The organism is Tatumella sp. JGM94, from assembly GCF_018257595.1.
Lineage (GTDB): Bacteria > Pseudomonadota > Gammaproteobacteria > Enterobacterales > Enterobacteriaceae > Tatumella > Tatumella punctata.
This window is the reverse complement of the sequence record NZ_JAERJN010000012.1, coordinates 87,161-114,121: the sequence shown is the minus strand read 5'-3', so window position 1 is coordinate 114,121 and position 26,961 is coordinate 87,161. Positions and strand designations below refer to the sequence as shown.

The 26,961-nt window shown below is 52.0% G+C and carries 23 protein-coding genes, 1 tRNA gene and 1 other RNA gene; 10 read left to right on the top strand and 15 right to left on the bottom strand.

All coding sequences use genetic code 11. From position 1 onward, the window contains the following. Nucleotides 1–881 precede the first annotated feature (881 nt). From JK216_RS10220 to eptB, 3 genes are all read right to left on the bottom strand, one after another. A non-coding RNA gene (locus tag JK216_RS10220) (RtT sRNA) lies at nucleotides 882–995 on the bottom strand. A gap of 32 nt (nucleotides 996–1,027) precedes the next feature. After that, nucleotides 1,028–1,104, bottom strand: a tRNA-Pro gene (locus tag JK216_RS10215). Nucleotides 1,105–1,227: 123 nt separating this feature from the next. After that, nucleotides 1,228–2,916 (bottom strand): kdo(2)-lipid A phosphoethanolamine 7''-transferase, encoded by a 1,689-nt coding sequence (gene eptB, locus JK216_RS10210; protein WP_212708183.1) that lies wholly within the window; start codon nucleotides 2,914–2,916, stop codon nucleotides 1,228–1,230. Between the two features lie 237 nt (nucleotides 2,917–3,153). Between eptB and JK216_RS10205 the strand changes: the two genes are divergently transcribed. The 4 genes from JK216_RS10205 to JK216_RS10190 all read left to right on the top strand — a co-directional run bounded on the left by JK216_RS10205 (nucleotide 3,154) and on the right by JK216_RS10190 (nucleotide 6,720). Then, nucleotides 3,154–3,750 (top strand): HD domain-containing protein, encoded by a 597-nt coding sequence (locus tag JK216_RS10205; RefSeq protein ID WP_212710488.1) that lies wholly within the window; start codon nucleotides 3,154–3,156, stop codon nucleotides 3,748–3,750. A gap of 102 nt (nucleotides 3,751–3,852) precedes the next feature. After that, nucleotides 3,853–4,566 carry a DUF3053 domain-containing protein gene (locus tag JK216_RS10200; RefSeq protein ID WP_212708181.1) on the top strand — a complete coding sequence of 238 codons (714 nt, stop codon included), beginning with the start codon at nucleotides 3,853–3,855 and terminating at the stop codon, nucleotides 4,564–4,566. Between the two features lie 363 nt (nucleotides 4,567–4,929). Then, a complete protein-coding gene (locus JK216_RS10195) occupies nucleotides 4,930–6,201 on the top strand; it encodes an OprD family outer membrane porin (RefSeq protein ID WP_212708180.1) in 1,272 nt (423 codons plus the stop codon). Nucleotides 6,202–6,357: 156 nt separating this feature from the next. After that, on the top strand, nucleotides 6,358–6,720 hold the full coding sequence (locus JK216_RS10190; RefSeq protein ID WP_212708179.1) for a YibL family ribosome-associated protein: 363 nt from the start codon (nucleotides 6,358–6,360) through the stop codon (nucleotides 6,718–6,720). A 20-nt stretch (nucleotides 6,721–6,740) separates the two neighbouring features. On the opposite strand, the gene JK216_RS10185 is transcribed toward JK216_RS10190, so the two are convergent. From JK216_RS10185 to JK216_RS10175, 3 genes are all read right to left on the bottom strand, one after another. After that, nucleotides 6,741–7,685, bottom strand: coding sequence for a VirK/YbjX family protein (locus JK216_RS10185; RefSeq protein WP_249213092.1), 945 nt, complete (start codon nucleotides 7,683–7,685; stop codon nucleotides 6,741–6,743). Between the two features lie 287 nt (nucleotides 7,686–7,972). Continuing rightward, nucleotides 7,973–8,590, bottom strand: a complete 618-nt coding sequence (sodA, locus tag JK216_RS10180) for a superoxide dismutase [Mn] (RefSeq protein ID WP_212708178.1) — start codon at nucleotides 8,588–8,590, stop codon at nucleotides 7,973–7,975. Between the two features lie 196 nt (nucleotides 8,591–8,786). Beyond that, on the bottom strand, nucleotides 8,787–10,127 hold the full coding sequence (locus JK216_RS10175) for an aspartate aminotransferase family protein (RefSeq protein WP_212711599.1): 1,341 nt from the start codon (nucleotides 10,125–10,127) through the stop codon (nucleotides 8,787–8,789). Nucleotides 10,128–10,315: 188 nt separating this feature from the next. On the opposite strand from JK216_RS10175, the gene JK216_RS10170 reads away from it, so the two are divergent. Further along, nucleotides 10,316–11,092, top strand: coding sequence for a DeoR/GlpR family DNA-binding transcription regulator (locus tag JK216_RS10170; protein WP_212710489.1), 777 nt, complete (start codon nucleotides 10,316–10,318; stop codon nucleotides 11,090–11,092). Here JK216_RS10170 and fdhD read toward each other — a convergent pair. The 4 genes from fdhD to JK216_RS10150 form a co-directional block, all read right to left on the bottom strand. Beyond that, nucleotides 11,089–11,928 carry a formate dehydrogenase accessory sulfurtransferase FdhD gene (gene fdhD / locus JK216_RS10165; RefSeq protein ID WP_212710490.1) on the bottom strand — a complete coding sequence of 280 codons (840 nt, stop codon included), beginning with the start codon at nucleotides 11,926–11,928 and terminating at the stop codon, nucleotides 11,089–11,091. The two genes, JK216_RS10170 and fdhD, sit on opposite strands and share 4 nt — an antisense overlap. Nucleotides 11,929–12,093: 165 nt before the next feature. After that, the gene (gene glyS, locus JK216_RS10160) at nucleotides 12,094–14,163 is read right to left on the bottom strand and encodes a glycine--tRNA ligase subunit beta (RefSeq protein ID WP_212708174.1); all 2,070 of its coding nucleotides are present in this window, start codon (nucleotides 14,161–14,163) and stop codon (nucleotides 12,094–12,096) included. A 9-nt stretch (nucleotides 14,164–14,172) separates the two neighbouring features. Then, nucleotides 14,173–15,084: a glycine--tRNA ligase subunit alpha gene (gene glyQ, locus JK216_RS10155; protein WP_212708173.1), complete on the bottom strand. Its 912-nt coding sequence runs from the start codon at nucleotides 15,082–15,084 to the stop codon at nucleotides 14,173–14,175. A gap of 102 nt (nucleotides 15,085–15,186) precedes the next feature. Then, nucleotides 15,187–15,498 (bottom strand): cupin, encoded by a 312-nt coding sequence (locus tag JK216_RS10150; RefSeq protein WP_212708231.1) that lies wholly within the window; start codon nucleotides 15,496–15,498, stop codon nucleotides 15,187–15,189. A 351-nt stretch (nucleotides 15,499–15,849) separates the two neighbouring features. Here JK216_RS10150 and JK216_RS10145 point away from each other — a divergent pair, with 351 nt between their 5' ends. Together JK216_RS10145 and JK216_RS10140 are read left to right on the top strand one after the other, a co-directional pair. Then, entirely contained in the window at nucleotides 15,850–16,725 is an 876-nt protein-coding gene (locus JK216_RS10145; RefSeq protein WP_212708172.1) for an SDR family oxidoreductase, read from the top strand. A gap of 105 nt (nucleotides 16,726–16,830) precedes the next feature. After that, nucleotides 16,831–18,084, top strand: a complete 1,254-nt coding sequence (locus tag JK216_RS10140) for an AGE family epimerase/isomerase (RefSeq protein ID WP_212708171.1) — start codon at nucleotides 16,831–16,833, stop codon at nucleotides 18,082–18,084. A 58-nt stretch (nucleotides 18,085–18,142) separates the two neighbouring features. Here the strand turns inward: JK216_RS10140 and JK216_RS10135 are convergent, their stop codons facing one another. The 3 genes from JK216_RS10135 to JK216_RS10125 form a co-directional block, all read right to left on the bottom strand. Continuing rightward, nucleotides 18,143–18,613 (bottom strand): DUF1456 family protein, encoded by a 471-nt coding sequence (locus JK216_RS10135; RefSeq protein ID WP_212708170.1) that lies wholly within the window; start codon nucleotides 18,611–18,613, stop codon nucleotides 18,143–18,145. A 138-nt stretch (nucleotides 18,614–18,751) separates the two neighbouring features. Next, complete coding sequence (locus JK216_RS10130) at nucleotides 18,752–19,471, bottom strand: DUF554 domain-containing protein (protein ID WP_212708169.1); 720 nt, start codon at nucleotides 19,469–19,471, stop codon at nucleotides 18,752–18,754. A 225-nt stretch (nucleotides 19,472–19,696) separates the two neighbouring features. Next, nucleotides 19,697–21,184: a UbiD family decarboxylase gene (locus JK216_RS10125; protein ID WP_212711600.1), complete on the bottom strand. Its 1,488-nt coding sequence runs from the start codon at nucleotides 21,182–21,184 to the stop codon at nucleotides 19,697–19,699. A 203-nt stretch (nucleotides 21,185–21,387) separates the two neighbouring features. Between JK216_RS10125 and JK216_RS10120 the strand changes: the two genes are divergently transcribed. The 3 genes from JK216_RS10120 to mmuM all read left to right on the top strand — a co-directional run bounded on the left by JK216_RS10120 (nucleotide 21,388) and on the right by mmuM (nucleotide 24,754). Beyond that, nucleotides 21,388–22,287: a LysR family transcriptional regulator gene (locus JK216_RS10120; RefSeq protein WP_212708167.1), complete on the top strand. Its 900-nt coding sequence runs from the start codon at nucleotides 21,388–21,390 to the stop codon at nucleotides 22,285–22,287. Nucleotides 22,288–22,404: 117 nt separating this feature from the next. Next, entirely contained in the window at nucleotides 22,405–23,823 is a 1,419-nt protein-coding gene (gene mmuP, locus JK216_RS10115) for an S-methylmethionine permease (protein WP_212708230.1), read from the top strand. After that, nucleotides 23,810–24,754 (top strand): homocysteine S-methyltransferase, encoded by a 945-nt coding sequence (gene mmuM, locus JK216_RS10110; RefSeq protein ID WP_212711601.1) that lies wholly within the window; start codon nucleotides 23,810–23,812, stop codon nucleotides 24,752–24,754. The genes mmuP and mmuM overlap by 14 nt, the downstream gene beginning before the upstream one ends. Nucleotides 24,755–24,965: 211 nt before the next feature. Here mmuM and JK216_RS10105 read toward each other — a convergent pair whose 3' ends face one another. Next, the gene (locus tag JK216_RS10105) at nucleotides 24,966–25,748 is read right to left on the bottom strand and encodes an ABC transporter ATP-binding protein (protein WP_212708165.1); all 783 of its coding nucleotides are present in this window, start codon (nucleotides 25,746–25,748) and stop codon (nucleotides 24,966–24,968) included. Beyond that, a complete protein-coding gene (locus JK216_RS10100; protein WP_212711602.1) occupies nucleotides 25,748–26,818 on the bottom strand; it encodes an iron ABC transporter permease in 1,071 nt (356 codons plus the stop codon). The genes JK216_RS10105 and JK216_RS10100 overlap by 1 nt, the downstream gene beginning before the upstream one ends. Nucleotides 26,819–26,961 lie beyond the last annotated feature (143 nt).

Genomic DNA, 26,961 nt, shown 5'->3' with positions numbered 1-26,961 from the left:
CCGTGACCTTGACGGACCGGCCGCGATTCGCTCCTGCTCAACACGGCCTCTCGCCGCTTCCCTGCGGCTCGCCCTGGTCACACTCATTCACTCAGCGGCCCGGATGCCGCCTCCGGTAACCTGCCTCAGCTATCGATAACGCGGGTTGCAGAAACATGTTTCAGCGGTAAAAGTATCTGATAAATGCTGATTTATTACCGCGGCGGTGTGACCACGCGCTATCCGCAGCGCTGAGCGCAGAGTGACGGCCCGGAGGAGCCGGCAGGACGCCGGCGATAGCACGGCTGAGCCATGGACGGCGAATCCGTGCGGTCCGGAAAGACGGAGCGATAAGCGAAGGAACAGCGAGGACTGCGCGAAGGCGTGGATTGTTAAGGCCCGCGCCCCCGGGCCTTAACCCGTCCGCCGCAGCGCGGCTGCTGAAACTCCGCCACTGATGGCGGAAGGAAGATGCTCAGAGTCAGACGTTTACATAGCGAGCCAGGTGACTCAGCGCTAAAGGATGACGCGAAGGCGTGGATTGTTAAGGCCCGCGCCCCCGGGCCTTAACCCGTCCGCCGCAGTGCGGCTGCTGAAACTCCGCCACTGATGGCGGAAGGAAGATGCACAGAGCCGGACGTTTATGCCCGAAGGCGGGTGGATTAGCACTGGCTATCGATAACGCTGACTGCAGCAAAACTGTTTCAGCGATAAAGGTGTCTGATAAAGGAAGATGCTCAGAGCCGGACGCTTATGCCGGGAACCGTAATCCGGAGGTAAAAGGCTACACACCAGGCGCAGATCCAAAGACCAGCGCCCTCTGGTCTTTCCTCACCCGAAGGTTCTCATCCTCTTTTACTACAGACGTAAAAAAACCCGCTAAAAGCGGGTTTCTTTGAAAATGGTCGGCGAGAGAGGATTATTCCCCTGCGGGCCGTTGCTTACGCAACGTTGTCTCGCTGCGCTCGGCGCAAACCTCCTTCGGAGGTTCTCATCCTCTTTTACTACAGACGTAAAAAAACCCGCTAAAAGCGGGTTTCTTTGAAAATGGTCGGCGAGAGAGGATTCGAACCTCCGACCCACTGGTCCCAAACCAGTTGCGCTACCAAGCTGCGCTACTCGCCGATGGGGGCGAATATTACTGCGCCCCCCCGAAGGCGTCAACCGCTTTTTCGAAAATCAGCCGCTGACTGACCAAAAAGCATCCGGAGCAGCCAGCGACAGATTATTTTTCGCTTCGGGGCCGCATTACCTGACTGCTTTTTCATCAACAGGATTCTGACACCAGTTATTTTCAGGCCTGATACCACCATCCGGCGAAGTATATCCCAGGCAGCCTAATAGTGAATCATACAGCTCACGATGATAATGGGTCACACCGGCTTTAGCCTGCTGTTGCAGAATACTGAAACGCTGCCGGTTAGCATCATCTGCCAGGTATTTATCTGAAGCCCACACCAGCATCGGGACGCGGAATTGTTCCGCCGGTGCCATCTCTCGCGGCGTACCGTGAAAATGGGTGTTACTGCTGATCGATTCACCATGATCCGCGACATAAAACACAATCGCTTTTTTATCTCTCAACTGGTCAAAGACAGTATCCAGCATATAGTCGACATAACGGACTGAATTATCAAATGAATTAATCAGCTGGTCTTTCGAACAAAAATCATCCACACCAATACATTCCGGGGTAAAAAATGCGAAGCTGCGCGGATAACGCTGGGAATATAAATAATGGGAACCTTTAGTATGCAATATCACTAAATGCTTACCCTGCGGATGCCGCTGCAAAGATTGCTGTAGTTTCGGAATCAACAGTGAATCATCGACCGGTTTACCATTATTCTGCGGCTCTGAACCAATCTGTTCACGAAATGCCATATTGCTGACATCAGTCAGACGATAAAACCAGATTTCACTCTGCATTGCATACAGTCCGGAACTGAATCCCAGCGCTTTCAGTACTGCAAATACGTTTTGCTCTTTTAATGTCCGTCCCGGATCCTCACCGGCTCCCCCCTCGCGGACAAACATACAGCGCAAAGAAAGCTTAGTTGCCGTATCACAGGAATGCCCTTTAAAAGCCACCAGATTTTTTTCTTTTGCCAGTAACGGTGTTGTGTCCCGCGGATATCCCAGAATCCCCATATGATCCCAGCGGGTCGTTTCACCAATCACAAACACCACATAAGTATCATCAATACCTTGTGGTGCAACATAGGTAAAATGGCTGGCCGGAGAGAATAATTTATCCCCTGTCAGCTTTGTATCCAGCTGTGCCCAGCCAAATAACCCTGTTGCCGTGAGCCAGTTGACCGGCAGATAAGAGTGCGCCACCATGCCGCCATAACTGGGTAAATCAATATTCGTTTCCAGCTCACGGTGTTTATACTGTTTATCCAGAACACGCAGGGGCAACCAGACCAGAGCAATACATACCACTAAACCGGTCAGTGCCCTTACACGCTGTCCGCGGGTCGTCAGTTGTGATAACAGCGACTCCGTCAGCTGGCTGCGCCAAATCAGGAACAGGGGTAACACACTGACCAGCACCATCCACAGATAAAAATAATGACCGACCACTTCTTTAGAGAGATCGGTATCCGTCGTCAGTACTGAGGCTACAATCCCGTAACCAATAACAACATTAAAAACCACCATGTAGTAGCCGGCCGAAACAGAAATCACGACTATCACTGATGCCATCAGCCGGAAAAATATTTTCCCGCCCAGCGAAACAAAACGAAATACGATAAAACAGGCCAGTATAGCTGCCACAACTTCAGCCACCGCCGATGACCACTTCAGTACATCTCCGCCTGCCCACAATCCCTGAAATCTGCGTTCAAACACAGACCAGTTTAAAAAAACACCAATATACAAGGCCAGAATCCATGATAACTGACTTTGTGTTAACAGCTTGATTTTATTCATTAATAAACCCTGGAACTCCGGATGATACAAGATTATCTATTCTCAGAGTCTGAACCACTCTATAAGTTCGACACAATTTAAAATAAAATGAAATATACGGAATTTTCCGGAAAATAATTAAAAATCCGAATTATTTATAAAAAGTAATTATTGTTTAAAAACAAAATATATTGCCTTGCCTGTATCCCGGCCAGCATTCTATTATCAGAAAATAAATATCCTGCATACGGAGGGCATATGTATTATTCACTGGAAGAAAAAGCAAAACGCTTTGCCCGGCATATGCATTATCAGTCAGGACAACGGCGTAAATACAGTAATGCTCCCTATATTGTGCATCCTCAGGCAGTAGCTGAGCTGGTCCGTACAACAGGCGCCGATGAAACTCTGCTCGCCGCCGCCTGGCTGCATGATACTTTAGAAGATACCCCGGCCACTTTTGCACAATTACAGCGCCTGTTTGGTCACCGAATTGCAGTCATAGTGCATATGCTGACTAATCCTGATATGGCTGAGTCTGGTACCCGTCAGCAACGCATTACCTGTTGTCTGCAACACACTGTCAGGGCCTCAGCAGAAGCACAAACCATTAAACTTGCCGATATCATTGATAATACAAAAGATATTGTAGATAACGATCCGGTTTTTGCTGCCATCTACCTGGTCGAAAAACAGATACAAATCGGTTTGTTGTGTGAAGGTAACCCGCAACTCCGCGCACAAGCAGAGTTGCAAATAAAGTTTAATATCAATAGGTTATCCAGACACCCTTACAATATATCCGCCAGCTGGTTTCGGCAGCAGGCAAAAAAATATCGCCCTTTTTCCGGATAACCACAGGCTGCAGAAAGATGATTGGCGGAAACCCCGCTTTGCTCTATCCTGTGATCTTTCTGGTGGTCAAACACGTTGTCAAATATCAGGAGCTAGCCCCTTATGGCATCAGGCATTTTCCGTTTAACAAAGCAGTCTGGATTGCTGCTGGCAACATTCCTTATGATTTCCCAGCTGACAGGATGTGGTGATAAACAAGCTGAGCAAAGTCAGGCATTCAGTGATTTCCTGCAGAATACCGTTATGCGTAGCGGTTCACAGTTACCCACCCTGAGCGAGAGTCAGAAAAAAAACTTCGGCAATTTTGCCGGTGACTATGCAATTCTGTATGGTTTCTCACAACAACTGAATAAAGTCGTTAATGACGGTATCCGTCCGGTCACCGACGAATTGTCAGCAATCAAAATTCCTGCCGATTACCAGTCACAACGGGATGCACTGCGCCAGGCCGCAGGTGCGCTTAATGTTGTCACCCAACAGGTGCAGACAGCCCGTAATCTGGCAGACAGCAGTAAATCCTCGCTGAAATTACCGCCAGAATTGCAAAAAACTTATGAGGCGGCATATAGCAAAGTGGTGACCCGGCCGGCAGACAGCATACTGCCTTTACTGCCACAACTGCAGGCACTGAGCCATTCTGTTATTGCCACCGGTGATTTCCTGCAGGCCCAGAGCAACAGTGTCAGCTTTGCCAATAATAATGTCCAGTTCGCATCCAAAGATCAGGTAAACCAGTACAATACGCTGGTCGGTGAAATTGCCAGCGAAGCACCGGTGCTCGGCCAGCTGAAAGCTGCTATCAGCAACGTACAGTAATGTTTTCCGTCCCCGTAATTTTTTACCGCATTACGGGGCGGATTTTTCAACGGCCGCTGAAAAAGGATACAGATCCGGCTAGATAATTAAGTTTTTCATTACTTATTATTTTTATTTATAATTCATAGATTAGCATTAACTGTTTATTTAATTTTTTACTTAACAGAAAAAGCGATTTATTTTATTTAAAACTGTCCGTTATTTCTATTCCCCCGTATACAAAGGGCTATTATTTACGTTGCAAGAGTAATAGAATCCCCCTCCGGTATTTACCATCCTTTATTAATAATTATTCTTCTTATCGGAATAATAAAACAGCTCCGGGCGTAAAACAGATATATAAAATACAAAGGTATAATAAAAGTGAAAAAAGAATTACCAATTATTCTTTGCGGAATATTAAGCGCTATCCCGGCATTGGCAAGTGAACAGTCACAGAGTAAGGGTTTTATTGCCGACAGCCATTTCAATCTTCTGCTGCGTAATGCATATATGAAGCGGGATTATAAAGTACCGGGTATTCAGAACCGTGCAGAATGGGGCCAGGGGCTGATCGCTGACTGGCAGTCAGGCTACACCCGCGGGCTGATTGGATTCGGATTCGATGCTATGGGTCAGTATGCGGTACGCCTGGACGGCGGGCGCGGCAAAAGCGGCGACGGCGGAATAGATTTCTTTAAACAGGCACATAACGGGAAAGCAAAGTCAGAACTGGCAAAATTCGGTGCAACTGCCAAAATGCGTATTTCTGATACGGTGATCAGCTACGGTACACAGCGTCCGCAGTTACCGGTCGTTTCGGCCGATAACTCACGGTTACTGGACGAAACCTTTACCGGGGTGGTGGTCACGTCTAAAGAAATACACGGGCTGGATATTAATGCCGGTTACCTGACCGATGAACAACGTAAAAGTGACGATCGCCATAATAGCGGCCTGAAAAGCCTGTCATTTGGCGGTGCCAGTTACCAGTTTAATGATCGGTTTAGCGGATCATTCTATGCATCAAATGTCGAAAAAACCCTGAACAAACAGTATCTGGGACTCAGTTATCAGCAACCACTGGCGGCCGAACAGTCGCTGGCACTAAACTTTAATGGCTATAACTCACGTCTGACAAAAAAATATGCCAGTCAGCTGGATACCGGCCGCAGTAATACCATCTGGAGCATGGCTGCTAACTATAGCTGGTGGATACATACTTTTAAGCTGGCATATCAGCAGAGTAATGGCAGTACCGGCTATCAGTACGCTGGTTACCGTGACCAGGGCGGCGTCGGTGACGGCGGGAACAGTATCTGGCTGGATAACTCCTACTGGTCAGACTTTGATGCAAAAGGTGAACGTTCCTGGCAGGCCGCCTATGGGATCGATTTTTCCGAGCTGGGGATCCCCGGCCTGAGTTATAACATCGCTTATGTTCGCGGCGACAATATTAAAACCAGCCAGACCAGCAACGGTCATGAGCATGAACTGTATAACCAGATCCAGTACAAGGTTCAGAGTGGTGTGGCAAAAGATCTGACACTGGACCTGCGTTACTCTATCCTGCGGGTGTCAGCAAATGCGGCAGATTACAACAGCGGTGGCAGTGAAATCCGCTTCTTTGCAGACTATCCTTTCAGTTTCTTCTGAGATTAAACCGCTTCCCCCCGACCGGCGATTACATAAAGGGGGTTTCCTGACGGTCTGCCATGGTAAGCTATCGCCGGGATCCACAGCAAACGACGGACAGAGTTAAGTCCGCCGATATTTTGGTGTATCCTTGCCGCTGTTTAACAGGAGTCAACAATGAAAGAACAAGAAAAAGCCGAGATCAAGCGTCTGAGCGATCAGCTGGATGCCATCAATCATAAATCCCAGCCACTGCTCGAAGCCGGTGATATGGAAAAACTGGGTGAGCTCCAGAAAGAAAAGCACACTCTGGAAGAAGAAATCGCCCGTCTGCGTAACGTGCGAGAACAAAAACTCAGCCAGGAAGCACAGAAGCTGCAGAAACTGTCTTTCAGCCGTGCGATTACGAAAAAAGAGCAGGCCAATCTGGGGGCTCTGAAAAAAGCAGCCCGCGGAGTAGTTATTGTTCACCCGATGACTGCCCTCGGTCGGGAAATGGGCCTCAAAGAAGTGACCGGATTTGCCAAAAAAGCCTTCTGACCCCTCACCGCAAGGCAATACTATTTGCCGGTGATCCCCAGCGCGTCGTTAAACTGCTGCTGTAGCTGCGCCAGTAACTGATAACGACGCCGGTATTCTGCCCGTTTTTTACTGACAACCTCTTCCAGCGGTTTACGTATCACCTGTAAGGGTAAATCATAGTTACCCCGGAGATTTGGCCTGCCTCCCAGGCTTTCCCAGAACTCACTGTAACTGGCAAAAAATTTATCCTGTTTACTATAACGGTAACGCAGACTGCGGAAGACATGACTGTTTTCACTGACCGCCTGAATCGCATCAATATTTCCGGCGGCAGCCAGCCAGAAAATAACATCCATCAGCAGTCTTTTCGGAAAAATACCGTAAGCCGCACGGGTTGCCTGACGAATGATTTCTGCCGGGACTTCCGGCCCGGGCCCCTGCAACCCGCCGATAAATAGCACTGATTTTTCTGCCTGGCGGATCAGCGCAAAAGTGATGGTAGCAACTACCTGCTGCTGATAAGACAGGCATAACATCACCTCGCCTTCACGATCAAATCTGGCCGGGCCACAGCTCAGTGTGAATGCCTGTCCCTCAGAACTGTGCCACTGCAGTAACGGTCTGCCCGCCGGCTGCCCGAGGATCTGTTGTAACTGCGGGTTAACAAGGCCGGCCAGCAACTGATAATGGCTGACAATTGCCTCTGCCCGCTGCTGAACGCCCAGTCCGGCGCTCAGATACGGGCGATGGATTTTCGCCGGCAGCAATCCCTGACGTGCCAGTAATCCAGGGAACATATCCAGACCGGTCAGTGCCCGCAGGTAACGGTAACTGATCCGCGGATAGCAGCAGCAACGTAAGATAAATTTCAGGCAAAAAGGCCTGCTGCGCCATGCCCTGTCCGGGTGGTATCTGCTGCTGATTACTGACCAGAGCAGTGAAGTGTTGGATTTTCTCAGTGAATCAGTCACAAGGGTCGACATAACAAAGCCCGGTTTTTCATCATCTCTCTGGCAAAGCATAGATCCTGATGTTTCAACAACAGAGCAATCAGCTGCAGGTTGCCTCCCGCTATTGAAAAATATGTTATTTGTTGATGACTGATTTACTTTCGGTAACCACTAGCAGCACGGTGAAAAACAGTCTCCGGGAGGAGTACCGCACCACAGCACACGAAGAAGGGAGAAATAACAACAGCATACAAAAAAATACCGGCAGCCAGGGCCGCCGGTATCAGTAGCTGATCAATACGTTGTCAGCCAGTACAGCATTATTTTGCAGAAGCAAAACGCGCTGCAGCTTCATCCCAGTTAACGACGTTCCAGAATGCTTTGATATAGTCCGGACGTTTGTTCTGGAATTTCAGGTAATACGCATGTTCCCAGACATCCAGACCAATGATCGGGAAACCGGAAGCACCTGAAATCGCTTCACCCATCAGTGGGCTGTCCTGGTTAGCCGTAGAAACTACCGCCAGCTTATCGCCCTTTTTCACCAGCCATGCCCAGCCGGAACCGAAACGGGTCGCGGCCGCTTTTTCGAATTCTTCTTTGAATTTTTCAACGCTGCCGAAATCTTTTTCGATAGCCGCTTTCAGATCGCCCTGCAGGGTAGTACCGGTTTTCAGGCCTTTCCAGAACAGACTGTGGTTGGCGTGACCACCTGCATTGTTACGCAGAGCTGTTTTTTTCTCAGCCGGTACCTGATCCAGTTTGGTGATCAGTTCTTCAACAGGCAGAGCAGCGAACTCAGTACCTTCCAGCGCCGCGTTGGCATTATTAACATAAGCCTGGTGATGTTTAGTGTGATGGATTTCCATCGTTTCCTTATCAAAGTGCGGCTCAAGCGCATCATAAGCATAAGGCAGGGATGGCAGTGAATAACTCATGTTCAACCTCTCCATTCTAATGTAAGGACAGCGCACCAGGGGGATGCACTGCATAAGCACCGATCTCCATTATAGTTAAATAATTGATCGGGAAAAGGAGAATCAATACATTGTGTGCGATAACGATTTGTTTTCAGACAAAAAAAAACTGCCGAAATAGCACAATTTCAGCAGTTTCAGAAAACACTCCCGTTGGTCAGCGCCCCAGTTCAGTCAGCGACTGGTCAAGGGCCCCTGTCAGCCAGTCAATATCAGCGCTCTGGAATGCCAGTGGCGGGCGCAGTTTCAGCACATTACCGTAAGGTCCGGCGACCGAGGTCAGTACACGATGCTCACGCAGTTTTTCGATAAGATTCAGCGCCAGTGTTTTATCCGGCGTCTTCGTCTGACGGTCTTCTACCAGTTCAAAACCAATAAATAGTCCGGCACCGCGTACATCACCGATACATTCATGACGATCCATCAGTTTACGCAACTCAGCCAGCAGCTGGCCACCGACGATACGGCTATGTTCCTGTAGTCCTTCCTGCTCAATTACCTGCAATACTGCCTGCGCTGCCGCCATCGCCACCGGGTTACCGCCGAAGGTATTAAAATAAGGGATCTCATCACTGAAGGCTGCCAGCACATCACTTTTTGCCAGCAGTCCGGACACCGGGATGCCGTTACCCATCGGTTTGCCGGTGGTAATGATATCCGGTACCACACCATGACGGCCAAATCCCCAGAACGCATCGCCGGTACGGGCAAACCCCGGCTGTACTTCATCGGCAATAAAAATACCGCCATTTTTATGAACTACATCGACGGCCTGTTGCAGAAAACCACGGGGATTAGGCAATACACCGTCAGAAGAGAAAATTGAATCCGCCAGCAAGCCGGCAAACTTAATGCCGTGGGCTGCCATATCATCAATCTGCGCCTGAATTTCTGCCGCAAACCATGCCCCTAAATCCGCAGCGTTCACCCGATAATCGTCAGGCGGTGAGACCAGTCGGGTCGTTGCTGCCAGCGGCTGACCGCTGCCCAGCGCAGGCGATGCTCCGGAGGTTAATTCACTGGTACCGTGATAGGCTTCTTTAGTAACGATAATCCCTGTACCGCCGCTAAAAGAGCGGGCAACACGGATCGCCAAATCATTGGCTTCCGAGCCGGTACACATGTACATGGCCTTATTAATCTCTGCCGGTGCCGTCGCCAGCAAAGCCTCACTGTAATTCAGGATACCTTCGTGCAGATAGCGGGTATGGGTGTTCAGCTGTTTCATTTGCCGGGTCACCGCATCAATCACTGCCGGGTGGCAATGACCAATACTTGCCACATTGTTGTACACATCCAGGTATTTATCCCCGTTCGCATCCCACAGATACTGGCCTTCACCACGCACCAGATGCACAGGCTTGCGATAAAACAGACGGTAAGAATCTCCGAGTACTCTGCTGCGTTTATCCGTCAGTGTGCGGGTATCTGCATCAAGTTCTGCGGCATGTTCTGCGCGAAAACTGTTGGTATCCATGATGGTAGAACGCGTGGCCATAACTACTCCTGTCGCAATAATCAGTGGGGAAGACGGTGAATAAATTCGCTGTAACTTCATCATCGCTTATTTTCAGAAAAATGCAACAAAATACACAAACGCAACTAAATACATATTCAGGGTATCTCGGCTGCGCTACACTCAGACAACTGTTATCATCCGCCGCACATCTCACTGAGGATTTCTCTATGCTGCAGGAAACGCGATTACACCGTATACGTTCATTAATCAGTACTCATCATCAGGTCAGCACTGAACGCATTATTAATGAACTCGGCGTTTCCAGGGAAACCGCACGGCGGGATATTATTGCGCTGGAAGAACAGGGCGTTGCGCGGCGGGTTCATGGTGGCATTGTCGCTATTGATGCACCGGCAGAACCCCCGTTGCCAGTACGTTATGCTGCCCGGGAAAAAGAAAAACGCAGTATCGCGCGTTGTGCCGTCAGTCAGCTGAATGCCGGGCAAACCCTGTTTCTCGATTCCGGCAGTACCACCACCCTGCTGGCACAGGAACTGAGAACGATGTCAGGGCTTACCATCATTACTAACAGCCTGCAGGCCGCACTGGCACTGACCGCGACCGAAAATGACAGTCAGCTGCAACATGAAGTGATTTTACTGGGTGGCAGTATGTCAGCAGGAACACAACAAACGCACGGTGGTACCACCGTCAGTGAAATTCATCGCTACCAGGCCGATGTTGCCCTGCTTTCTCCGGTCGGTGTGGATGCGGTGAACGGCGCCAGCAGTTTTTCACTGGCGGAAGCCGCCATTGCCGGAGCAATGGCACGCCAGGCAAAACAGCTTATTCTGCTGGCAGACCACAGTAAACTGGGGCTGACCAGCCGCTACTGCTACGCACCTCCGGCAGACGTCAGTTTACTGATTTCCGACAGTACCGCCGTCCGCGACCGTTCATGGCCGGCATTAACTCAGGCGTTTAGCAGGGTGCTGAGCGCTTAATACAGACGCCGGGGATGGCTGTAAACAATGGTACGGCCGGGTTTACTGAAGCCTGCCAGGGTCACACCACAGCGTTCTGCAACATCGACCGCCAGCGCGGTCGCAGCCGATACGGCAAACAAAATTTCCACACCACAGATCGCTGCTTTTTGTACCATTTCATAGCTGGCACGGCTGGAAACCACCACCGCGCCCTGCTGGCGGGGCTGACGCGCACGATCACCCAGCAATTTATCCAGCGCCACATGCCGTCCGACATCTTCATATCCCTGCAACAGCTGGCCGGTATCGTCCATCCAGGCCGCCACATGGGTACAACCGGTCTGACGACCAGCTGGCTGAAAATCTGCCAGCTGTGACAATCCTTTATCCAGCGCCGATAAATTAAACCGCCAGCTAAAAGGCAGTGGCGGGACCGGTTTGCCTATTTGCTGTAACTGCTCAACTCCGCATACACCACACCCTGTCCGGCCTGCCATTGCCCGGCGTTGCGCCTTCAGGGCCATAAAACGCCGCGCTGAAAGTTCAATATGCACCTCAACACCTGCACACAGAGGCTGTACTTCAATACCATAGATTTCTGAAGCCTGGCTGATGATCCCTTCTGACAAAGAGAAACCCAGGGCAAAAGCTTCCAGATGTTGTGGTGTCGCCATCATCACTACATGAGAAATTCCGTTATACACCAGCGCCACCGGCACTTCTTCGGCCAGAAAATCTTCGCTGCTTTCGGTGACTGTACCGGCCTGTACTGCCTGCCGTGTCCAGATGCGGCGGGAAGTCACCCCCGCAGCCACCGTCATCTCCTCGCCGGGAATTGCAGAGCCTGTCTTCATCTCACGGGTCCGTGTATTTTTTTGATGATATAAATATTGTTAATGGTTTTTAGCACAGAAACAGACAGCGGTGTTAAACACATTGCGGCAGCTGGCAGGGAAAACCCGGGCCCTGAAAACAAAAAAGCGAGCCACTGGCTCGCTTAACAGATCATATCTTCGCGGTTATTGCAGTAAAGAAATATCAGCAACCTGCAGGAACAGATCACGTAATTTCGCCAGCAAGGTCAGACGGTTGACTCGAATATCCGTCTCTTCTGCATTCACCATTACTTCTGAGAAGAAATTATCAACCGCTTCCCGCAGTTCAGCCAGTTCAATCAGTGCTTCCTGATAACGGCCTTCCGCGAAGTAAGGTTGCAGTTTGCTGCTCAGCGCACTGACATAGGTCGCGAGGGTGATTTCAGCATTCTCTTTCAGTAACGACGCCTGCACACTGTCGTTCAGCGGAACATCCGATTTTGCCAGAATATTGGATACACGTTTATTCGCCGCTGCCAGTGCCGCCGACTGCTCCAGTGTCCGGAAGTGAGATACTGCTTTCATGCGCGCATCGAAGTCTGCGGGACGCGTCGGACGACGGGCCAGTACAGCCTGCAGAGTATCAATACTGTGACCTTCTTCCTGATACCAGCTACGGAAGCGACCCAGCATAAAGTCGATAACCTCATCCACCACTGCGGTATTTGTCAGTTTATCGCCGTACAGACGTACCGCTTCTTCTGTCAGGGTTTGCAGATCCAGTGGCAGGTTTTTGCCGACGATAATCCGCAGTACACCCAGTGCCGCACGACGCAGCGCAAACGGGTCTTTATCCCCTTTCGGATGCTGCCCGATACCGAAAATACCCGCCAGCGTATCCATTTTATCTGCAATCGCCAGCGCACAGGACACCGGACTTTGCGGCAACTGATCACCGGAAAAACGTGGCTGATACTGCTCATTCAGGGCCACAGCAACGTCTTCGGCTTCGCCATCATGACGGGCATAATGCATTCCCATCACGCCCTGCGTATCGGTAAATTCAAACACCATGTTGGTCATCAAATCGCATTTTGACAACAGTCCGGCGCGGGTCGCATGGCTGACATCGGCACCCATTTTTTCGGCAATCCAGCCTGACAGCACCTGAATACGATCGGTCTTATCGCGTAATGTTCCAAGCTGCTTCTGGAACAGTACCGTCTCCAGACGCGGTAGCTGATCTTCCAGCCGCTGTTTACGGTCGCTGTTAAAGAAAAACTCTGCATCGGCCAGACGCGGGCGTACCACTTTTTCGTTACCGGAAATAATCTGCTGCGGGTCAGCAGACTCAATATTCGCCACGAAAATAAAATTCGGCAGTAATTTACCCTGCGGGCTATACACCGGGAAGTATTTCTGGTCACCTTTCATGGTGTAAACCAGCGCTTCTGACGGGACTTCAAGGAATTTTTCTTCAAAGGTCGCCGTCAGCACGACTGGCCATTCCACCAGAGACGTCACCTCTTCCAGCAGGCTGTCATTCAGGTCAGCCTGTCCGCCCAGTTTTTCGGCTGCGGCTTCCGCGGCCGCTTTGATCGCGGCTTTACGGGCATCATAGTCGGCGATCACTTTACCCCGTTCCAGCAGGATCTGCGGATACTGATCCGCATGATCAATACTGAACTCAGCTTCACCCATAAAGCGGTGCCCACGGATAATACGATCAGTGCTGATCCCGAGAATCGTCGCCGGAATGACTTCATCACCCAGTAACAGGGTAACCGTATGTACCGGACGAACAAACTGTACATCACTGTCAGCCCAGCGCATCAGTTTAGGTACCGGCAGCTTACTCAGCACCCCTGCCACCATCCCCGGTAACAGGGCAGCGGCGGTTTCGCCTTTCACCGCAGCACGGTAAACCAGCCATTCGCCTTTATCTGTTGCCAGACGTCCGGCCTGATCGACGGTAATACCATTACCACGCGCCCAGCCTTCAGCCGCTTTGGTCGGTTTGCCTTCCGCATCAAATGCCGCACTGATCGCCGGGCCACGTTTCTCCACTTCACGATCGGCCTGGGCGGCACTGAGTGCGGCAACTTTTACTGCCAGACGACGGGGAGACGCAAACCACTCTACCGCGCCGTGGGATAACCCTGCGCTGTCCAGTTCACTGGTCAGCTGGCTGGCAAAAGATTCGGCCAGCTGACGTAATGCTTTCGGTGGCAGCTCTTCGGTGCCGATTTCCACCAGTAAGGTTTTTTCTGTCATCGCTGCCTCTTACTTATTGTTATTGCACATCGGGAAGCCAAGGGCTTCACGGGAAGCATAATAGGCTTCAGCCACCGCTTTGGTCAGGGTACGGATCCGCAGAATATAGCGCTGACGTTCGGTGACAGAGATAGCTTTACGCGCATCCAGCAGGTTAAAGCTGTGGGCAGCTTTCAGAATACGCTCGTAGGCCGGCAGCGGCAGTGGTTTCTCCAGTGCCAGCAAGGTCTGCGCTTCTTTCTCGTACTGTTCAAAACAACTGAACAAAAACGGCACATCCGCGTATTCGAAGTTATACGTCGATTGTTCCACTTCGTTCTGGTGGAACACATCTCCATATGTGGTGGTACCGAACTGGCCATCACTCCAGACCAGATCATAAATACTGTCGACGCCCTGGATATACATCGCCAGGCGCTCAAGGCCATAGGTAATCTCACCGGTCACTGGCTTACATTCTATGCCGCCCACCTGCTGGAAGTAGGTAAACTGTGTGACTTCCATTCCGTTCAGCCAGACTTCCCAGCCAAGACCCCAGGCCCCCAGCGTCGGGTTTTCCCAGTTATCTTCAACAAAACGGATATCGTGGATGTGCGGATCAATACCTAAGGCTTCTAATGAGCCAAGATACAGTTCCTGCATATTCTCCGGCGATGGTTTAATCATTACCTGGAACTGATAGTAATGCTGCAAACGGTTAGGGTTTTCGCCATAACGTCCATCGGTAGGACGGCGCGAAGGCTGCACATACGCGCTGGCTACGGGCTCTGGCCCCAGCGCACGCAGACAGGTCATCGGATGGGAGGTGCCTGCACCTACTTCCATGTCCAGTGGCTGAACAATCGTACAGCCCTGTTGCGCCCAGTAATCCTGCAAGGTCAGGATCAGGCCCTGAAAGGTCTTGGTATCAAACTTTTGCATGTTGAGTTCGCACGCTATTTGGCCGGATAAAAAAAGTGGGTCGTAGTATACCCTTTGACCGGCAGATGTGCAGCCGGAAATCCGCACAAAGAAAGGCTTATGTTAAATAGAGTGCTGTTTCTCAGTCACTAAGATACGACTTATCCCCTGCGGGTAAGCGACATGTTCAGTGCCTTCACTGGCGTAAAAGATATCTCCGGCATACAGGGTGATGACCTTCTTTTGTCTGTCCCGTTTGTAGTGTATATCGACGATACCGTCCATCACCGCAAACACCTCCTGTCCGTCATTGATATGCCATTGACAGGCTTCATCAGTCGAGTGGGGGTTGACGCCGGTTTCCCCGAATATCGTGACCGGTAACGCCTCCCATGCCTTATTGCCGTGAAAATCTTTGCTGCGAATAACGTTGATTCTATTTACCCTGAAAGAAAATGATCATCCGGAAGGTCCGTCAGGTGAAGAATCTTCCCCTGTCTCCGCGACAGCAGACCGCTAATGTCAGGTTAGTTTGACCATACGCTGTGCCCGGACAGCACCGAAATTAACATCCTGAAACATAATTTCAAACTCCCTCCAACAACCCGCCAGCTCAGCCATTCCGCATCAGACAACGGGTAACTTACCGCCGCTGATTCGACAACCGGCTGTCGATTTCTATACTTAAATTATTCTGATAGTTACCTGCGACGGGTAAACAAATTCGCTGGAGTGGACGAAGTCAGTGTGTTGTTTACCCGTTTGATGAACTCAAACGGAGGAAATATGGTTCAGAAAACAACAATTCATGCACAGTCACAAACCCTGCCCGGCAGCGATGAAAAACTCAAACCTGCGGCGACATTTATCCGTGAGGATTATCAGGGGAGTCATAAACTGGCAGGAAAAGTTGCACTGGTTACCGGAGGTGACAGTGGAATCGGCCGCTCCGTGGTCCAGCATTTTGCCCGTGAAGGCGCAGATATTGCCCTGACTTATCTGCCCGACAGTGAAGAGGAAGCGCAGGATGCAAAAGTGGCACAGCAACTGGCAGAGCAGGAAGGCCGTAAATGTGTTATTTATCCGGTCGATCTGCGTAGTGCCGATCATTGCCGTCAGCTGATTTCCCGAGTCGTGAGTGAGTTTGGTCAGTTGAATATCCTGGTCAATAATGCCGGCACCCAGTATCCGAACGAAGACCTGACGACGCTCAGTGATGAACAATGGCTGAATACCTTCGATGTGAATATTCACTCTGTATTCTTCCTGACAAAAGCAGCACTGCCTCATATGAAAGCAAACGACGCTATCATCAATACCACCTCGGTGAATGCCTATATCGGCCCGGAAATTCTGCTGGATTATACGGCCACCAAGGGCGCAATCGTCAGTTTCACCCGCGCGCTGTCAAACCAGATTGTCAGCAAAGGTATCCGTGTGAATGCCGTGGCCCCCGGTCCGGTATGGACACCACTTCAGCCTGCCACTTTAGGCCACTACAATCCCCGGTGGCTGGAAGATTTTGGCCACGAAACACCAATGGGCCGTGCCGGTCAGCCTTCTGAACTCGGGCCGGTTTACGTCTTCCTGGCAAGCCAGGACTCTTCATTTATCAGCGGCCAGGTACTGCACCCTAACGGTGGCACCATGGTCGGCGGCTAAACTCTGCCTTCTTCTGCCGGACACTGTCCGGCAGCCCCTGATTCTTTTTATCACTTGCGGCCGCAGACCCTGCGGATGCAGGGTGCCCTGATAACGGAGTAAACCATGTTATTTAAACATCTGACCGACAGCTGGCTGAATAAACCTTATCACCATGACTGGCTGGAAAAAGAAAGCCGCCGCTTAATGTCTTTTTACCGGCAGGCACGCCATCCGGATGCCGGTTTTGCCGCACTGGATAACCAGGGAAAGCTGGCTGACGACAGCCAGCCGGACACGATGCTGACGGCACGGATGACCCACTGCTTTGCCATTGCCAGCATACAGGGGGAGCCCGGGGCAGGCGCACTGGCCCGCTGGGGTATCCGCGCACTGCTCGGCAAACTGCGCGATGCCGAATACGGTGGCTGGCTGGCTGGAATTCCGCAGCAGACACCCGATGGCCGCAAACAGGCGTATCTGCATGTGTTTGTGACTCTCGCCGCGTTGAGCGCGACGCTGGCTGACATTGAAGGCGCCGATAAATTACTGGCTGAAGCCACGGATATTATAGAAAACCGTTTCTGGTCTGATGAGGAAGGCTGCCTGAAAGAGAGTTTTAACCGGCAGTGGCAGGATCCTGAAGCCTACCGGGGCGGTAACAGTAATATGCATGCTACCGAGATGTTTGTGCAGCTGGCCGATGTTACCGGCGACAGCAAATGGCGTCAGCGGGCCCTGTCGATTGTCACAAAAATTATCCACCAGCATGCACGGTCCAATGATTATCTGCTGGCAGAACATTTTACCGCGCAATGGCAGGAGTGGCATGACTACAACCAGGATAAACCTGCCGACGATTTCCGCCCTTACGGGGTCACTCCCGGCCATGCCTGTGAATGGGCTCGCCTGTTGCTGCACCTTGAGGCGGCACTACTGCGCCACCATGAAACCACCCCCGACTGGCTGCTGACCGATGCCAGAGGGCTGTTTGACGCAGGGATCCGCTACGGCTGGTGTGCTGACGGGGAGCCGGGCATCATTTACACCCATGACTGGCAGAAAAAACCGGTCACGGCTAACCGGCTGCACTGGACGGTGGCTGAAAGTTGTTCCACCGCAGCCAGCCTGCTAAAACGTACCGGCGATGCCACCTATGAGCATTGGTACAGAACCCTGTGGGATTACATCGCAAATTTTCTGATTGATACACAGAATGGCAGCTGGTGGCACGAACTGGATTCAGACAATAAACCATCGTCGGTGGTCTGGTCGGGTAAACCGGATTTATATCACGCCTGGCAGCTGACACTTAACAGCAGACTGCCACTGGCTCCGACCCTCGGCACTGCGGTAAAAGCGGGTTTAGACCGGCCATAATCCGGGATTGCTACGTCAGTCCTCGCCCGGCAGTCCTGCAGGCGAGGATGTAGTCGCATTATTTTTTAGACTTACGCACCCGCTCAGCCAGGCCTTTCAGGATATAACGCAGTACCTGATCACCACACTCACGGTAGTTTTTATGGCCCTCTTTACGGAAAAATGCACTCAGCTCATTTTCTGACATCGCAAAATCAACGGATTTCAGAATTTGCTGTAAGTCTTCGGTCTTCAGTTCAAAAGCTACCCGCAGTTTTTTCAGCATCACATTATTCGTGACCCGTTTTTCTACTTCCGGTGCCGGGAAACGCGGATCACGCCCGCGGCGATAAAAGATCAGGCCATTCAGAAAGTGGGCCATGATTTTATCGGTGCAGGCTTTATACCCGGGTTCGTCTTCTTTTTGCAGGTAGCTGTGCATCTCCTGCAGGCTGACTTCTGCGCCGCCGGAGATCAGAATTTCCAGCATTTTTTCATCCCGCAGATCGAGCATATAGCGAACACTGCGCAAAACATCATTGTGCATCATGGTATTTATTTCCTGCCACTGTCTGACCGGCTTAGGGTCGCGGGCTGTTTAGGTGCATTTAGCCGGGCATTATACAAGCCTGTTCGCCCGGATCGCCTGTTAGTTGACAGAATAGCGAAATAAAAATGTTCCGACAGGCTAAAATACCGCAACCCACACCGATGAAAACGGCATTGCCAGCAGTAATGCCGGCAGCATATTGGCTACCGGAAATGACTTAATACCACAAATCCGGAAGCCGGTCGCCAGCATTAGCACGCCTCCCACCGCCGAAAAATCGGCCTGCATTACCGGTGTGGTCAGCGGCAGAATATAAATTGCCCCGTAAGCCAGCAGCAACTGAATCGCCAGCTGGGGGATCGCCACCATCGCCACCGCAACCCCCAGCGAGGTTGCAAAAATCGCGGCAGTAAACAGATCGAGAAACGACTTCGCGATCAGTATGCTGGTATCGCCGGTCATTCCCTCATGCATGGCACCAAAAATGCCGGTACCACTGGCACAGAATAAAACGATAATGGCAACATAACGTTGCAGGAAGGCATCCTGAGATTGCAAATCATGATTTTTTGGCCGAACCAGCCGCTCTGTCAGTCCCCTCGCCTGCGCCCCCAGTTTACCTATCCCCTGTTCCAGACAAACCAGTTCACCGAGTAACGCACCGAGGACCACCGACAGTACCATCACCGGCATATTCACCACCTTCACCACCAGCACCACTCCCATACACATGGAAGCCACCCCGAAAATCAGGGGCATACTGGTGCGTACCCGCTCCGGCAAACGATGGCTTAATATTGCCCCAGCAATACCGCCAATCAGTACTGCCGAACCATTGATATAGGGTCCGATAATCATTTTTATACTCCCTGCAGATACTGCCACAGACTTTCCCGGGTGCGGCGCGGTCATTCCACTGACCGGACTGATGATAATTAACCACCATCTCTGATAACGACACGTTATTCCGCTGTGCGGTCATGCCTGCGGCGCGGTAAGGGAAAGCATAACAGGCGGTCACCGGCAGACCTGTTCACGGGGCCGGTAAGCGCCAATATTCCGCCCTTCATTCTGTCCGGCGGATTATTGCGGGGTAAACCCCGGGATAAAACGACTCACATCCACTTCCATAAACACACTGCGCTGGAAACCGGCTTTCAGATCGTAAGGCACCGTACAGTCAAAAATCGTTTTACAGGCAATCCCCTGACTACGGATGGACGGACTGAATGCCGGATCAGAAGAAGGGTCTAACGGATGACAACGCACACCCGGGATAAAAACCGTACTGATATCTCCCTGGTAACGGGTGGTCATTGCCCACATCACATCACTCAGGTCGAAAATATCGACATCCTCATCCACCAGCATGACATGTTTCAGTTCTGAGAAGGCCGCAAACGCCAGCAGAGCTGCCTGCCGCTGCCGTCCTTCATCTGCTGGTGTCCGTTTTTTTACCTGCAACACCGCCAGGTATTTACCGGTGCCCGGCGACGGACAGTGCACATTCAACACAAAACCGGGTAAAGCACGTTCCACCAGCTGTAAAATACTGGCTTCGGTGGGGATCCCCGCCATATTGGTATGTTCATCACTCGGGCCAATACAGGTTTGCAGAATCGGATGTTTTCGGTGGGTAATTGCTTTGACTTTTATCACCGGCACCGCAGTCTGAGCAGCACCGGTATAGCCCGGAAATTCCGGCATCGCTTTACCTGTGCGGGTATTCTGATCTTCCTGCACCCGGACCCCGGGGAGTAACTCTCCTTCAATAACCACTTCGGCATTAGCGATGGCCAGGGCATCAACCGAGAGACAACGCGTCAGTTCGACAGGTTGTTGGCGCAGGCTGCCGGCAATCGAGAGTTCATCAAACCCCAGCGGGGTGGCTGGCGGTTCAAAACAGGCGCCGATTTCAATGGCCGGGTCGACCCCGATGCTGACGGAAATCGGTAACGGTTTCCCCGCCGCTTCCGCTTTCTGGCGAAAGACATCCAGATGGCGACCCGGCACAAAATACATTGAAATTTCGTCTTTGCTCTGCACACATAAACGGTGAATAGTGACATCATGGGCCCCCGTTTCCGGATCAGCCGCATAACACATACCCAGCGTAAAATACGGACCGGCATCCTGCGGGGTATTGGTCGGTGCCGGCAGAATCTTCAGGATATCAAAACCGGGATCCGTCGCCAGATGGACGACCTGCTGACATTCCGCTGGCTGCCCGGCAATCACTCTGGGCGGAATCGGTGTCGACACCGCATCTTTCAGCATAAACGCCAGTTTTTCCGGCACAGTTCCGAATAACCGTGCGACCCGCTGGCGTGAAGACAGCAGGCCAATCAGTACCCGCATATCCTGATAACCTTTAACCTTATTGAACATCATCGCGGGGCCAATGCGGGTTGGCCGTTGTACAGTACCGTGAGCACCAACATAGCGGTACACTCCGGATAGCTCAGCCACCGGGTCAACCGGTTCGTCCGTGTAAATCAGTTCATCATCAAAGCGGCTGAGCAATTCAATGGCACTGCGTAAATCCGTTACTTTTTTCGGGGTATCTGTCATGGTAAGCCTCTCAGACGGTTGGCATCGGGGGAAATCGACGGCAAACGTCTCAGGTCTTTATTGCTGTGACCCGGCATGTGCATTACCAGCAGGTCTGCGCCGACTTTATACCCGACCAGTGTCTGAATTCTGCTGATTATTGTCTAATCACAATCACCCTGTGTTTAATAAGCTATCGTTATCAGGATTTCGCGGAGAGCCCTATGGAATACCGCCATCTGCACGCCTTTGTGCTGTTGTCTGAAGAGCTGCATTTTGCTAAAGCTGCCAGCCGGCTTAATATCGCCCAGCCAGCTCTCAGCCAGCATATTAAGGCCCTCGAACAGGAAACCGGATTAGCGCTATTTACACGTGACCGGCGACACGTCGCGCTGACCCCTGAAGGCCGGCAACTCCTGCCACAGGCCCGGCTGGCCCTCAGCCATTTCGCCCGGTTCCGTGATACTGTACGGGTACTGAAACAGGGGGTACGGGGACAGTTAACTCTCGGCTATGTCGGCAGCTCGATTCTCGACCCGGCGTTATCCACCCTGATTAATCATTACCGGCAACAGCAGCCAGCCATCGGTATTCACATTGAAGAACATTGTGTCGACCAGCAAATAGTACGCTTACTGAATGACCAGCTGGATGCCGCTTTTATCCGCTCTCCTTTCCCGCAGGTTCCGGGGCTGAATTATCTGGATATCGTCACCCGGCCCCTGATTGCCGTACTGCCGGCCGGACACCGGCTGTTAAAACATCCCGCTTTGTCGCTGGAATCCCTGGCCGATGAAACCTTTCTGCTGCAACAGGACCCGCCGGGGGTGGGCCTTGGCTGGTCGGTGATAGAAGCCTGCCGCCGGGCAGGATTTACCCCGCATTCCGTGATCCCTGCCCGTGACGTCTCTGTCGCCTGTGGCCTGGTTGCCATGGGTATGGGGATTACGGTAGTACCGGAAACCCAGCGATCGATACTCACCCCGGGCATCGGCTACTGCCGGCTGAAAGATCAACAAGCTACTACCACCCTGACACTGGCCTGGCAACGCCGTCGCTATCACCACGCCTTAAAAAATTTCATCCTGTTTATGAAACAAGTAACCGGGAAAAAACAGTACTGACTGACCACAAAAACAGATTAGCCAGGCTCAGTGGCTCACAACTTTTGCATTTCCCGGTTATTCCCGGTATAAACACTGACTCAGCTTTTTTGGATGTCTATACGTTTAGAAGGTTATATGCAGGATCACTCTGAGAATGCGCCACTGAAGCGCACCATGAAGTCCCGTCACCTGGTGATGCTGTCACTGGGCGGGGTTATCGGTACCGGGTTATTCTTTAATACCGGTTACATTATCGCTTCCACCGGAGCCGCGGGTACCCTGTTAGCCTATCTGATTGGCGCACTGGTTGTCTGGCTGGTAATGCAGTGTCTTGGTGAATTATCCGTGGCTATGCCGGAAACCGGCGCATTCCATGTCTATGCCAGCCGCTATCTCGGCCCCGCCACCGGATATACGGTGGCCTGGCTTTACTGGCTGACCTGGACGGTGGCCCTCGGCTCCAGCTTTACTGCGGCCGGATTCTGTATGCAATTCTGGTTTCCGCAAACTCCGGTCTGGTTGTGGTGTCTGATCTTCTGCGTCCTTATCTTCGGGCTGAACGTTGTTTCAACCCGCTTTTTTGCCGAAGGTGAATTCTGGTTCTCACTGATCAAAGTGTTTACCATTATCCTGTTCCTGATACTTGGCGCTGCGGCCATGACGGGGGTGCTGCCAATGCACGATGGTACTCCGGCTCCCGGTCTGCACAATATCACTTCACAGGGCTGGTTCCCTCATGGCGGCGTGCCGATTCTGATGACGATGGTCGCGGTTAACTTCGCCTTTTCCGGTACCGAGCTGATTGGCATTGCTGCCGGAGAAACCGAAAATCCCCATAAAGTGATCCCTATCGCTATTCGTACCACAGTCGCACGACTGATTATTTTCTTTGTCGGTACCGTCTTTGTGCTGGCCGCGTTAATCCCGATGCAACAAGCCGGGGTCGAGAAGAGCCCGTTCGTCCTGGTGTTTGAAAAAGTCGGTATCCCTTATGCCGCCGGTTTCTTTAATCTGGTGATCCTGACGGCTATTCTGTCTGCCGCAAACTCAGGACTTTATGCATCTGGCAGAATGCTGTGGTCACTGGCGAACCAGAATACCCTGCCGCGCTGTTTTACCCGGCTGACCAAACGCGGCGTCCCCCTGACCGCCCTGTCCGTCAGTATGCTGGGCGGAATACTGGCGCTGGCCTCCAGTGTGATCGCGCCTGACACCGTGTTTGTCGCTCTGTCGGCAATCTCTGGTTTTGCAGTAGTCGCGGTGTGGCTGAGTATCTGTGCCTCCCATTTCATGTTCCGCCGTCGCCATTTACAGCAGGGTAAATCCCCGGAAGAGCTGCTGTACCGGGCCCCCTGCTACCCGCTGGTGCCGGTACTGGGGTTTGTACTCTGCCTGGTGGCCTGTGCCGGGCTGGCATTCGACCCTGATCAGCGCATCGCCTTATGGTGCGGTATCCCGTTTGTCGCGTTATGCTACCTGGCCTATTTTATTACCCGCAAAATGAAGATGCGCACCATCCAGCCATCAGGGGAGAAGCACTATGCCGCAAAATAATCCGCTATCACTGCTCAGCAACGGGCTGCCTTTTTTACTGATTGACGGGGCGATGGCAACTGAACTGGAAAACCGGGGCTGCCAGCTGGCCGACAGCCTGTGGTCAGCAAAGTTACTGACCGAAAACCCTCAGCTGATTGAACAGGTCCATTACGATTACTATCAGGCCGGAGCACAGTGTGCGATTACCGCCAGCTATCAGGCCAGCCTTCCCGGCTTTGCGGCACGCGGAATTTCTGCCGCAGATGCACAGGCTCTGATGCGTCTGAGTGTTACCCTGGCGGCCAACGCCCGCCATCGTTTCCTGTCACAACATCCGGATACTGGTCCGTTGCTGATTGCCGGATCTGTCGGCCCTTACGGTGCCTGGCTGGCTGACGGGTCAGAATACCGTGGCGATTACCACCTGACCCCTGAGCAATATCAGACGTTTCACCGCCCGCGTATGGCAGCCCTTCTCGAGGCCGGCGCCGATCTGCTGGCCTGTGAAACCCTGCCATCCTTTGAAGAGATTCGGGCTCTGGCAGAGCTGTTAACCGAATTCCCGCGGGCGAAAGCCTGGTTTTCATTCACCCTGCGCGATGCTCAGCATCTGAGCGATGGTACCCCTCTGAGTGAAGTGATCGCGTTTATTGAGTGTTATCCGCAGATTTTCGCGACAGGGATTAACTGTATTGCGCTGGCGCAGACCACTGATGCGTTACGTTATTTACATTCACTGACGCCTCTGCCGCTGGTGGTCTATCCCAACTCCGGAGAGGATTACGATGCTGTCAGTAAATGCTGGCACGGCCACGGTGAAAGCGACGCCACTCTGGCTGAATATTTACCGGCATGGCTGGAAGCAGGCGCAAAACTGATCGGCGGTTGCTGCCGCACCACCCCGGCAGATATTACCGCCTTACGCCAGTTACAGACCGGCAACCGCTAAGCCTCAGGCGGTTTCCATTTTTCACTGGCCGTCCGCTACGCCCGTCATTCCGCGGGTATATACACTTATAGCAGTCTCCGCGATTATTTTTATCGGGAACAGAAAGCAACTTATATGCCAGAACAGCGTGGAGTGATACAAAAGCGGGATTGCGGAGAACGTCACGGAACAGATACAGCGGATAACCTGCGGTTATCCGCTGTCAGGCAGGTCAGAGTTCGCCGCTGACCAGACCATCGATATGTACCTGAGGTACACCCTGTGAACAGAGTTCGATACGACCACGAACACCATAGACTTCGGCCAGGCTTTGCGGGGTAATAACCTCTGACGGTGCACCGCTTGCCACAATCCGTCCCTCTTTCATCATGACAACATGATCACTGTGACGTAATGCGATATTAATGTCATGCAACACCACCACGGTCACCATATTCCGTAACCGGGTTTCACGTGATACCAGGCTCATCACATGGTACTGATAGTTCAGATCCAGCGCACTGAGTGGCTCATCAAGTAACAGTAACGAGGGATTACGTACCAGCGACTGGGCCAGCCCGACCATCTGCTTCTGCCCGCCGGATAACTCATCCATAAACCGCAGAGCCAGAGCACCGATCCCGACTTCATCGAGCAGTTGCATAATACGTTCGGGCGTAAAATCAGCCCCCTGCTGACCTGTCGCCCTGGCGGCCACCAGTATCGATTCCAGCACCTGCAAATGCACCCCGGAAGGCAGACTCTGTGGCAGGTAGACCACTTTATCCCCCCTTTCCGCCAGTGACATCTGGTTAAGATTCTTATTATCCAGCCAGATTTCACCCTGTGCCCGGTTCAGCCCGGCCAGCGCACGCAACAGTGTCGATTTGCCGCAACCGTTAGGCCCCAGTAACACCGTCACTTTACCGCGCGGAATCTGTTCGAGGGTCATTTGCTCAATCACCGGATGACGACGATAACCGGTGGTCAGCTGTTTAATATTCAGGGAATCCATTACAAATTCCCCCGGTGACGCAGAATGATCACAATAAAGAAAGGAACTCCGACCAGTGAAGTAATAATACCAATCGGGATTATGACTCCCTGTTCAATATTTTTTGAAACCACGGAGGCCAGCGATAATACCAGCGCGCCAATCAGACCGCTGGCGGGCAGATAGAAGCGGTGATCTTCCCCGACCAGTTGCCGTGCAATATGCGGTGCCACCAGACCGATAAAACCAATCGGTCCGACAAACGCCACCGCCAGTGCAGATGCCAGACTAATACGCAGCAGCGACGTCATCCGTAACCGGGCCACATCAATCCCGAAACTTGCCGCCCGGTCTTCACCCAGCCGCAATGCCGTCAGCTGCCAGGCACTTCTCATGGCCCAGGGAAGTAAAATCACAATTGCGGCCGCCAGAATACCCAGTTTTGGCCATGAAGCACGACCCAGGCTGCCCATGGTCCAGAAAACCAGCGACTGCAGGGTATCTTCACTGGCAATAAACTGCATCATGGCGACCAGCGCATTAAAGGTAAACACCAGTGCAATACCGAACAACACCACCGTGGTGCGGGTATTTACCGTGCGGCGACTCACCAGATTGAGGATAAACGCGGTAAGAATGGCAAAAATAAAGGCATTACCCGTCACCAGCCACTGGCCGGGGATCCACGGGATACCAACCCCCAGTACCAGGGCCAGGGCCGCACCGAAAGAGGCTGCCGAAGACACGCCTAAGGTAAACGGGCTGGCTAACGGGTTATTCAGGATAGTCTGCATTTCGCTGCCGGCCATACCGAGGGCAAAACCGACCACAACTGCCATCAGGGTAAAAGGTAAACGGATGTCCCAGACAATCACCCGGGTAGCATCATCGACCGACGAGGGAGCAATCAATGCTGTCAGTAAGGTGCTGAGATCCAGACGGGCAGGACCGATAGTAAAATCAAGAATGACACTCGCGCAGATAGCGATAAACAACACCAGCAGTAATAACACCCGTTTACGGATAATTTTTCGATACTCTGCCCCGATACCGCCGGTCTGGCGGGTCACAGGTTCTGTTACAGTACTCATAAATAATACTTCCGCGTTCTGAAAACTGATTGCAGTGTTTGCCAGCCGCCGGCCCCGGACGATAACTTTCCCGGCAGTGCACATAATAAAAATGGCTTTCAGTAAGCCATTCTTCCCCGGTGACAAAATATAATAATAATCAT